The sequence below is a fragment of the Roseateles sp. genome (assembly GCF_046300915.1).
Classification (GTDB): domain Bacteria; phylum Pseudomonadota; class Gammaproteobacteria; order Burkholderiales; family Burkholderiaceae_C; genus Kinneretia.
In genome coordinates this window covers 1-7,376 of the sequence record NZ_JBKCLH010000043.1, presented here as the reverse complement: position 1 = coordinate 7,376, position 7,376 = coordinate 1, and the positions used below count along the sequence as shown (strand labels likewise).

General features: G+C 67.1%; 5 protein-coding genes and 1 pseudogene. All 6 read right to left on the bottom strand.

Features of this window, described 5'->3' with window-relative positions; translation table 11 throughout:
- Positions 1–464: 464 nt before the first annotated feature.
- A pseudogene (locus ACK5F2_RS03280) lies at positions 465–617 on the bottom strand (AAA family ATPase); the annotation flags it as partial.
- A 25-nt stretch (positions 618–642) separates the two neighbouring features.
- Positions 643–1,742 (bottom strand): IS3 family transposase gene (locus tag ACK5F2_RS03275; RefSeq protein WP_409862766.1). Its coding sequence is split into 2 segments (ribosomal slippage): positions 643–1,493 and positions 1,493–1,742, totalling 1,101 coding nucleotides; the frame shifts between segments, so codons are not numbered across the junction.
- Positions 1,743–1,808: 66 nt separating this feature from the next.
- Positions 1,809–4,694: an error-prone DNA polymerase gene (locus ACK5F2_RS03270; protein WP_409862765.1), complete on the bottom strand. Its 2,886-nt coding sequence runs from the start codon at positions 4,692–4,694 to the stop codon at positions 1,809–1,811.
- A gap of 25 nt (positions 4,695–4,719) precedes the next feature.
- Positions 4,720–6,060 carry a Y-family DNA polymerase gene (locus ACK5F2_RS03265; protein ID WP_409862763.1) on the bottom strand — a complete coding sequence of 447 codons (1,341 nt, stop codon included), beginning with the start codon at positions 6,058–6,060 and terminating at the stop codon, positions 4,720–4,722.
- A complete protein-coding gene (imuA, locus tag ACK5F2_RS03260) occupies positions 5,972–6,865 on the bottom strand; it encodes a translesion DNA synthesis-associated protein ImuA (protein ID WP_409862762.1) in 894 nt (297 codons plus the stop codon). The genes ACK5F2_RS03265 and imuA overlap by 89 nt, the downstream gene beginning before the upstream one ends.
- Before the next feature lie 250 nt (positions 6,866–7,115).
- On the bottom strand, positions 7,116–7,352 hold the full coding sequence (locus ACK5F2_RS03255; RefSeq protein WP_409862761.1) for a hypothetical protein: 237 nt from the start codon (positions 7,350–7,352) through the stop codon (positions 7,116–7,118).
- Positions 7,353–7,376: the final 24 nt, after the last annotated feature.

Genomic DNA, 7,376 nt, shown 5'->3' with positions numbered 1-7,376 from the left:
TATCGCCGATCTACTGTCAGTTGAGGTCTTGACGTTCTACACTCGTGACCTCCGCCGTGGCTTGGGGCCTCAGCACAACCAAGCGCAACCCATTCGAACACGGCTCCAATGTCAGTCATTGTGACCTCTCGGCAACACGGTACCCTAATTCAAGATCGTTGCAGCGCAACTTCTGGACGGGCTCCGCCATCTTGCAGTCATGAAACTCTGCGCCGGTGTCTGACAACCGAGAAACTTCCTTTTGACAAAAGGACCTTGGCTCTACCAATTTCACGGCGCTGCGGCACGTATGGCATAGCCGGTCGCGCGCGGGGTAACTCTAGGTCGTAAATTTGATTATGAGAGCACGCGGCCTATCCCGTCTACAGGGTGTCCCGGCCGATGCAAATCTGAGCCACCGTACCGACCCAATAGTGAGCCAGGGATGGAAGCCGCAGGCGCGGGCCTGCGGGCTGTGGATGAGTTTAGTTTGAGGGCTTGATCGCGCCCTCGGCACCCTCCTGTTTCTGAGCGGCAACCCGTTGCTGTTCCCGAGCCCGCACTCGCGTCTTGGCCTGGGCCGTTGACCTCAGGTAGCGGATCGAGTCGTTGCCGGTCTCCACGATGTGGCAGTGGTGACCTGCGTACGGACTTTGTAGCCACTCAGGCGGTGAGTCTCGGGGTGATGTTATCGGTGTCGGACCACTCACGGCGAACCGTGGCGGGTGGCCGGTAGCCCAAGGCGCTGTGCGGCCGGCGCTCGTTGTAGAACTGTCGCCACGCCTCGATCAGCACCTTGGCCTCAGCCAGTGTGCGGAACCACTCCCGGTTGAGCAGCTCGTCGCGCAGCTTGCCGTTGAAGCTCTCCACAAAGCCGTTCTGCCAGGGCTTGCCCGGGGCGATGAAGGCCGGGCCAATGGCTTCGTCGCGCAGCCAGCGCATCACCGAGCGGGCGGTGAACTCCGCCCCGTTGTCGCTGCGGATGTGCTCGGGTTTGCCGTACAGGCGCATCAGCCGGGACAGCGTCAGGATAACGTCCTGAGAGCGCAGCCGGCTGGCCGGCACGATGGCCAGGCACTCCCGCGTGTGCTCGTCCAGCACGCACAGCATCTTCAGCACGCGCCCGTCAACGAACTGGTCGTGCACGAAGTCGTAGCTCCAGACGCTGTTGGGCCGCACGGCACCGGGCAGGCGCATGTCGCAGCCGCTGCGCCGTCGGCGCGGACGCTTGCGCGGCTGGTGCAGGCCCAGGCTGCGCCACAGCCGCCGCACCCGGGCCTCGCCCACGTCCAACCAAGCCGCCATGCGGCGGTAGCCGAAGCGCGGCACGTCTTGGGTGGCATCCATGAGTCGAGTCCCCAGCGCCTGGTCCTTGCCAGGCTGGCGCAGCGCGTAGCTGCTCACGCGCCGGCTCAGGCCCAGAATCTGGCAGGCCCGGCGCTCGGAGATGCCCCGGCAGGTCAGGGCTCGCACAGCAGCCCGGCGACCTGACGGGGATGTCATTTTTTTCCGGTGAACTCCTTCAGTCCCTCGATGACCAGCAGCTGCTCGGCCAGCAGGCGCTTGAGCTTGGCGTTCTCGGATTCCAGTTCCTTGAGCCGCTTGGCCTCGGCCACATCCATGCCGCCGAACTTGTTGCGCCAGCGGAAGAAGGTCTGCTCGGTGATGTTGTGGCGCTTGCAAACGTCGCGGATCGACTCCTGCTTGCTCTCGGCTTCGCGCAGGATGCGCACCACTTGCTCGTCGGTAAATCGCTTCTTCATGAGTTCTCCTCGTTTCAAGGTTACGAGAGAACTCACCTTCCAACTGGCTACAGGAAACGTCTCAGGTCAGGTCGTGCCCTTGGCCGTCTCCGGCTGCTGGCGGGTGGTCACGATGCCGCAGGTCTTCACCACTCGGCGGTCAGGCACGGCCCGCAGCTCAGCCGCCGTCATCGCTCCCTTCTTGGTCAAGGCTTCGCGCAGGAAGGCCAGCGGATGCCGCCGCAGCGTGAGGCCCAGCGACGCATAGTCGTGCACCACCTCCTCCCCCTCGTCCGCAGGCGGTAGCTCCAGATAGTCTTCCTCCACCGGCGCCTCTCGCAGCAGGGCCGGCGTCGTGCGCAGCGCCGAGGCATCCCACACCTGCTGGCGCCGATGCCCGCTCAGGCTCATCAAGGCATCCGCCGAGGCCAGTGCCGTCATCTGCTGCTGATTCAGCCCGGCCCGCCGGGCCAGGTCCTCGCTGCTCTCGAACGGTGCCTGCTCGCGGGCCCGAACCAAGGCCTCGGCAGAGTCCTGCCGCAGGCTCTTGACCAGGCACAGCCCCAAGCGCACGGCCAGTTCCCCCGCCCAGGGCTCCAGCGTGCAGTCCCAGTGGCTGCTCATCACATCCGGCGGCAGCACCACCACGCCATGGCGCTTGGCGTCCTGCACCAACTGGCTGGGGCTGTAGAAGCCCAGGGGCTGCGAATTGAGCATGGCCGCCAGGAACTCGCGCGGGTGATGGTGCTTGATCCAGCAGCTGGCGTAGACCAGCAGCGCGAAGCTTGCCGCATGCGATTCCGGAAAACCGTACTCCGAGAAGCCCTTGATCTGGTTGAAGATCGCCTCCGCAAAGGCCGCCTCATAGCCACGCGCCGTCATGCCCTCGACGATCTTGGCGTAGTGCTTTTGCAGGCCGCCCTTGCGCTTCCAGGCCGCCATATCGCGGCGCAGCGCATCCGCCTCGCCCCCGCTGTAGCCGGCGGCCACCATGGCCACCTGCATCACCTGCTCCTGAAACAACGGCACGCCCAGCGTGCGCCCCAGCGCCGCTTCCAGATCCTGGCTGGGATAGCTCACCGGCTCCTGCCCCTGGCGACGGCGCAGATAGGGATGCACCATCTGCCCCTGGATCGGCCCGGGCCGCCCGATGGCCACCTGCACCACCAAGTCATAGAAGCAGCGCGGCCGCAGCCGCGGCAGCATGGAGCGCTGCGCCCTGCTCTCGATCTGGAAGACGCCAATCGTGTCCGCCTTGCAGATCATGTCGTAGGTGCCGGGATCCTCGGGCGGGATGTCCTGCATCTCGAAGTCATACCCCTGGGTCTGACCGATCAGGTCCAGGGCCTTGCGGATGGCGGTGAGCATGCCCAGGCCCAGCACATCGACCTTGAGCAGGCCCACCGCATCCAGATCGTCCTTGTCCCACTGGATCACGGTGCGGTCGGGCATGCTGGCGTTCTCCACGGGCACCAGGCGCGTCAGCGGCCCATGGGTCAGCACAAAGCCGCCTGGGTGCTGCGACAGATGACGCGGCATGCCCAGGATCTGCCGGGTCAGCGCAACGAGCTGGCGCACCGCCAGATCATCCCGGTCCAAGCCCACCTCGGTGAGCCGCTCCTCGTCCAGGCTGTCCCCATCCCACCACTGGTGGTTGCCGGTCAGCCGCTCCAGCTCAGGTAGCGCAAAACCCAGGGCCTTGCCCACATCCTTGAGCGCGCTCTTGACCCGGTAAGAGATCACCACCGCCGTCAGCGCCGCCCGGTCTCGGGTGTACTTGCTGTAGAGATACTGGATCACCTCCTCGCGCCGCTGGTGCTCGAAATCGATGTCGATGTCGGGCGGCTCATTGCGCTCCTTGCTGATGAAGCGCTCGAACAGCACGCTCATGCGCGCCGGGTCGACCTCGGTCACGCCGGTGCAGTAGCAGACCACCGAGTTCGCGGCCGAGCCCCGCCCCTGGCAGAGGATGCGCCGGCTGCGAGCGAACTCCACGATGTCGGCCACGGTCAGGAAGTAGTGCTCGTACTTCAGCTCCGCGATCAGGGCCAGCTCCCGCTCGATCTGCTCCGACACCACCGCGGGGATGCCCTGGGGCCAGCGGCGTCCGGCCCCCTCGTAAGTCAGCCGCCGAAGGTAGCCCGTTGGTGTCTCGTCCGCCGGTACCACCTCGGTCGGGTAGTGGTAGCGGATCTCGTCCAGACTGAACTCGCAGCGTTCGGCCACCCGCAGGGTCTGGGCCAACAGGTCTTCCGGGAAGGTCCGGGCCAGACGGCCGCGGGTGCGCAGATGCCGCTCGGCGTTCACATCCAGGGCCTTGCCGCACTCGGTCAATGGCTTGCCCAGCCGGGTGGCCGTCATCACGTCCATCAAGGGCTTGCGGCTGCGCACATGCATGGTCACATCGCCCACCGCCACCAGCGGGATCTCGGTCAGGGCGCTCACCTCGCGCAGCCGGGCCAGGCGGATCTCGTCATCGCTGCGGCGCAGCAGGTCCAGTCCGAACCACACCCGACCCATGAAACGGCTGAGCAGCCACCGTCCCAGGGCCTGCAAGGCCTCGGGCTTGGCATGACGCTCTGGGCAGGCGATGAGCACGCAGTCGTCCAGAGTGCCCGGGCCGATGTCCTCCAGACTCATCGTGTACTCGCCCTTGTCCGCCTCCCGGCGCAGGCGCGAGATCAGCTGGCAGAGGTTGCCGTAGCCATTGAGATTGCAGGCCAGGGCCACCAGCGTGAACGGAAACTCGCACTGCACCGCGAACTGACTGCCCACCAGCAGCTTCAAGCCCTGGGCCTTGGCCTCCACATGCGCGCGCACCACGCCGGCCACCGAACACTCGTCCGTGATCGCCAGGGCCGAGTAGCCCAGGGCCTTAGCGCGCTCCACCAGCTCCTGCGGCCAGCTGGCGCCCTTCAGAAATGAAAAATTGCTCGTGCAGCGCAGCTCTGCATAGTCGGGGATCGTGGCCATGGGCTCAGCATCCTGGGCTCAGGCTTCAGGCAAACACACCGTGCAGGAACCAGGCCATCTCGCCATCGTCCATGCGCGTGCTGTAGATCCACAGCACCCCGGCCGCGGGGGACTGGGCCACCCAGTAGTCGCGGACCACATGGCGGGTCAGGGACATACCCGGCAGCCTGTCCCACCAGCCGCCCTCCACCCGGTCCGGCCCAACCAGCAAGAGCAAAGCCCCCTGGTAGTGAGGCCGGTGATCGCGCACTGCCAGCTTGAGCGGCTGCTCCAGCAAGAACGTCGGGGCGGGCAGCTCCGGCACCTCGGGCTGGCGGCGGCTGCGCCGCAGCGTCGCCGGTGCCCAATGCGTGGCCCAGTCGGCCCGGTGGTCGTCCACCTGATAGGGCTGCAGCACCCGCTCCGCTCCAAAGCGGGCTGCGATGCGCTCCAGCACCAGGCTCATGGACTCGCCACCACTCAGGCTCTGGGGCAGCAGGGACTGGCTCTGCGCGCTGACCCGCTCCACGCCCAGGGCCTCCAGCTGCAGCTCACCCACCGGCGCCAGCAGCTCGATCTTGGCCAGGTGCTCCGCCAGCAGCCTCGTGAAATGCTCCAGGTCCCGCAGCGCCTCGCTGGAGCGGATGGTCAGCTCGCCGCCGTCCCCGGCATCCTTGGCCCGCATGGAGTCGTGCACCCAGCGCAGCGTGAAGCCGCTGGCCCCCGCGTGCCGGGCGGCCAGCCAGCCGCACATCTGCATCAGCAGCGGTCTGGCGAACACCAAGAGCGCCGGAGCCCGCTCCTCGCGGCTGGGCAGCTCAGCCCGCACCGAAAAATGCTCGGGCAAGGCCTCCCACGAGAAGGGCTGTGGCCGCAGACCGTAGGCCTGATCCAGCGCGGTCAGCAGCTGGGCATCGAAGCGCCGGCTGATGCCGCCCCGCGGCAGGGTGCGCAGCTGGCCCAGGGTGTAGATGCCGGCGCGGGACAAGGTCTCAGCATGGGCCGCGGCCGCGCTCAGGGCCGTTAGTGGCAGCTCATCCAGCACGGGCTGTAGCAGACGCTCCCCCAGGTCCAGCACGCCGCAGCGCGCCATGATCAGGGCCGCCATGGCCGTGGGCGCCCACGCCACACCTTGGACGCCCAGGTCCGGCGCCTCGTCGCTGATGCGGGCCTTGAGCGCCTCCAGGCCTGTGAACAGGCGCAGGCTGGCCTCGACCTCCATCACGACGGCGACGTCTTCCATCAAAGCCACGCGCGGCGTGAACTGCAGACACCACAGGGCCAGGCCCTGCAGCGCTTCAGCGCTGGCCGACGGTGCTGACGGTGCGGTCGACCTGGCGCGGGGCGGCGGCGGCGCTGTGGCGATGAGCAGGGCGACCCACAGCATGGTGTGGGGCCTCCTTGGTGGGCAGGAGCAGGCTGGGCCGCAGAGTGCGGGCCGTCAGCACATGCTGAAGTCCTCCGGGAATGGAGGACAGGGTGAGTGGGCCTTCATGAACCGGACCCCGGCGCTTGAGGATCTGCACCTCCAGCGTCCAATCCGGGGCGGGGGTGGCCAGCAGACGCAGCGGCGCGGGCGACGGGTCATGGCGGGCTGCCAGTGGCCTGAACACGAACACAGGGCCTTCACAGCCCTGGGCCAGCACCTGCAGGCGGCGCATCTGCTCCGGCCGGGCTTGGGGCAGCCAGGTCAGCACGGCGGCTGCGGCATTGGCTCGCACCAGTTGCTCGGTGGCCCAGAGCCGCTCCGAGGGCGCTTCGGCGCGGATCCAGACCAGGCGCTCTTCGTTGAGCCCGAGGTGCCGTAGTCCTGGCAGATGAGGGGGCTTGGGTGGGCCAATCAGGGCAATGGCGCGCTGCCCGACCAACTGGTGCAGGCACGGGCCGACCAGGCGCCACTCCAGCAGCGAGGGCTGAGCCTGCAACACTTCCGTGAGGCTGGCATAGGGCCAGCCGCCATCGGGCAGCTCGGCATCCAGGGCTGCAAAGCCAGTGGGCACGCTAGCCTGATGGCCATGGCTGAGCTCATGGCCCCGCCACAGGCGCTCAGACAGCTCTGGCGGCAGGGGCGGGGTCGCCGCCGCTGCGTTCTGCCCAGGCGCCGCCAGGTCGAGTGCCGCCTCAGCGACGGCGTCGCAGCGGATCTCGGTCCCGGGAGGCGCAAGGGCCTCGATGGGGGGTGGCGGGGGCATGGTGGTTGGCAAGTAGAATACTGTACATGCATACAGTACACCATTCGCCCCGCCCCCGTCCACCGACTTGAGTACTGCGCTCAGACTTCCATGACCGATGTCGCGGTGGGCCGCTGCGTGGGTTACGCGTGTACGCGTGATCCCCAGGCGGTCACACTTCAACTTGGCCGAGCTTGTACGTTTGCGCTCTAAGGCGCGGCATCCCAGCAATGGCCGAGATCCAGAGTGGAGACCGGCAGCGGGACTGCGGTCAGGCGGTAGACGCGGTGATCCGGCCGTTGGTGCGCGCCAGTTGCCGGCGCAAGACTTCCTCGTACTCCGCGGCTTGGCTCAGAAGCTCTTCGATTCGCCTCACCGTGGTCCGGATCACCGAGTGGTCGCCCAGGTCCAGGACATCCGTGCCGCCTGACAAACGTTCCTCCAGTTGACCCATGGTCAACTTGGCTGCATCCACCGTCTCCACGATCTGCAGAGGGGTTCGGTCCATGGTGTGCTCCTTCAGTCTGAGCTA

Bases quoted from the DNA above. Each gene is read 5' to 3' on its own strand.
- ACK5F2_RS03265 (WP_409862763.1), bottom strand. From the start codon at position 6,060: ATGCTGTGGGTCGCCCTGCTCATCGCCACAGCGCCGCCGCCGCCCCGC.
- ACK5F2_RS03255 (WP_409862761.1), bottom strand. From the start codon at position 7,352: ATGGACCGAACCCCTCTGCAGATCGTGGAGACGGTGGATGCAGCCAAG.
- imuA (WP_409862762.1), bottom strand. From the start codon at position 6,865: ATGCCCCCGCCACCCCCCATCGAGGCCCTTGCGCCTCCCGGGACCGAG.
- ACK5F2_RS03270 (WP_409862765.1), bottom strand. From the start codon at position 4,694: ATGGCCACGATCCCCGACTATGCAGAGCTGCGCTGCACGAGCAATTTT.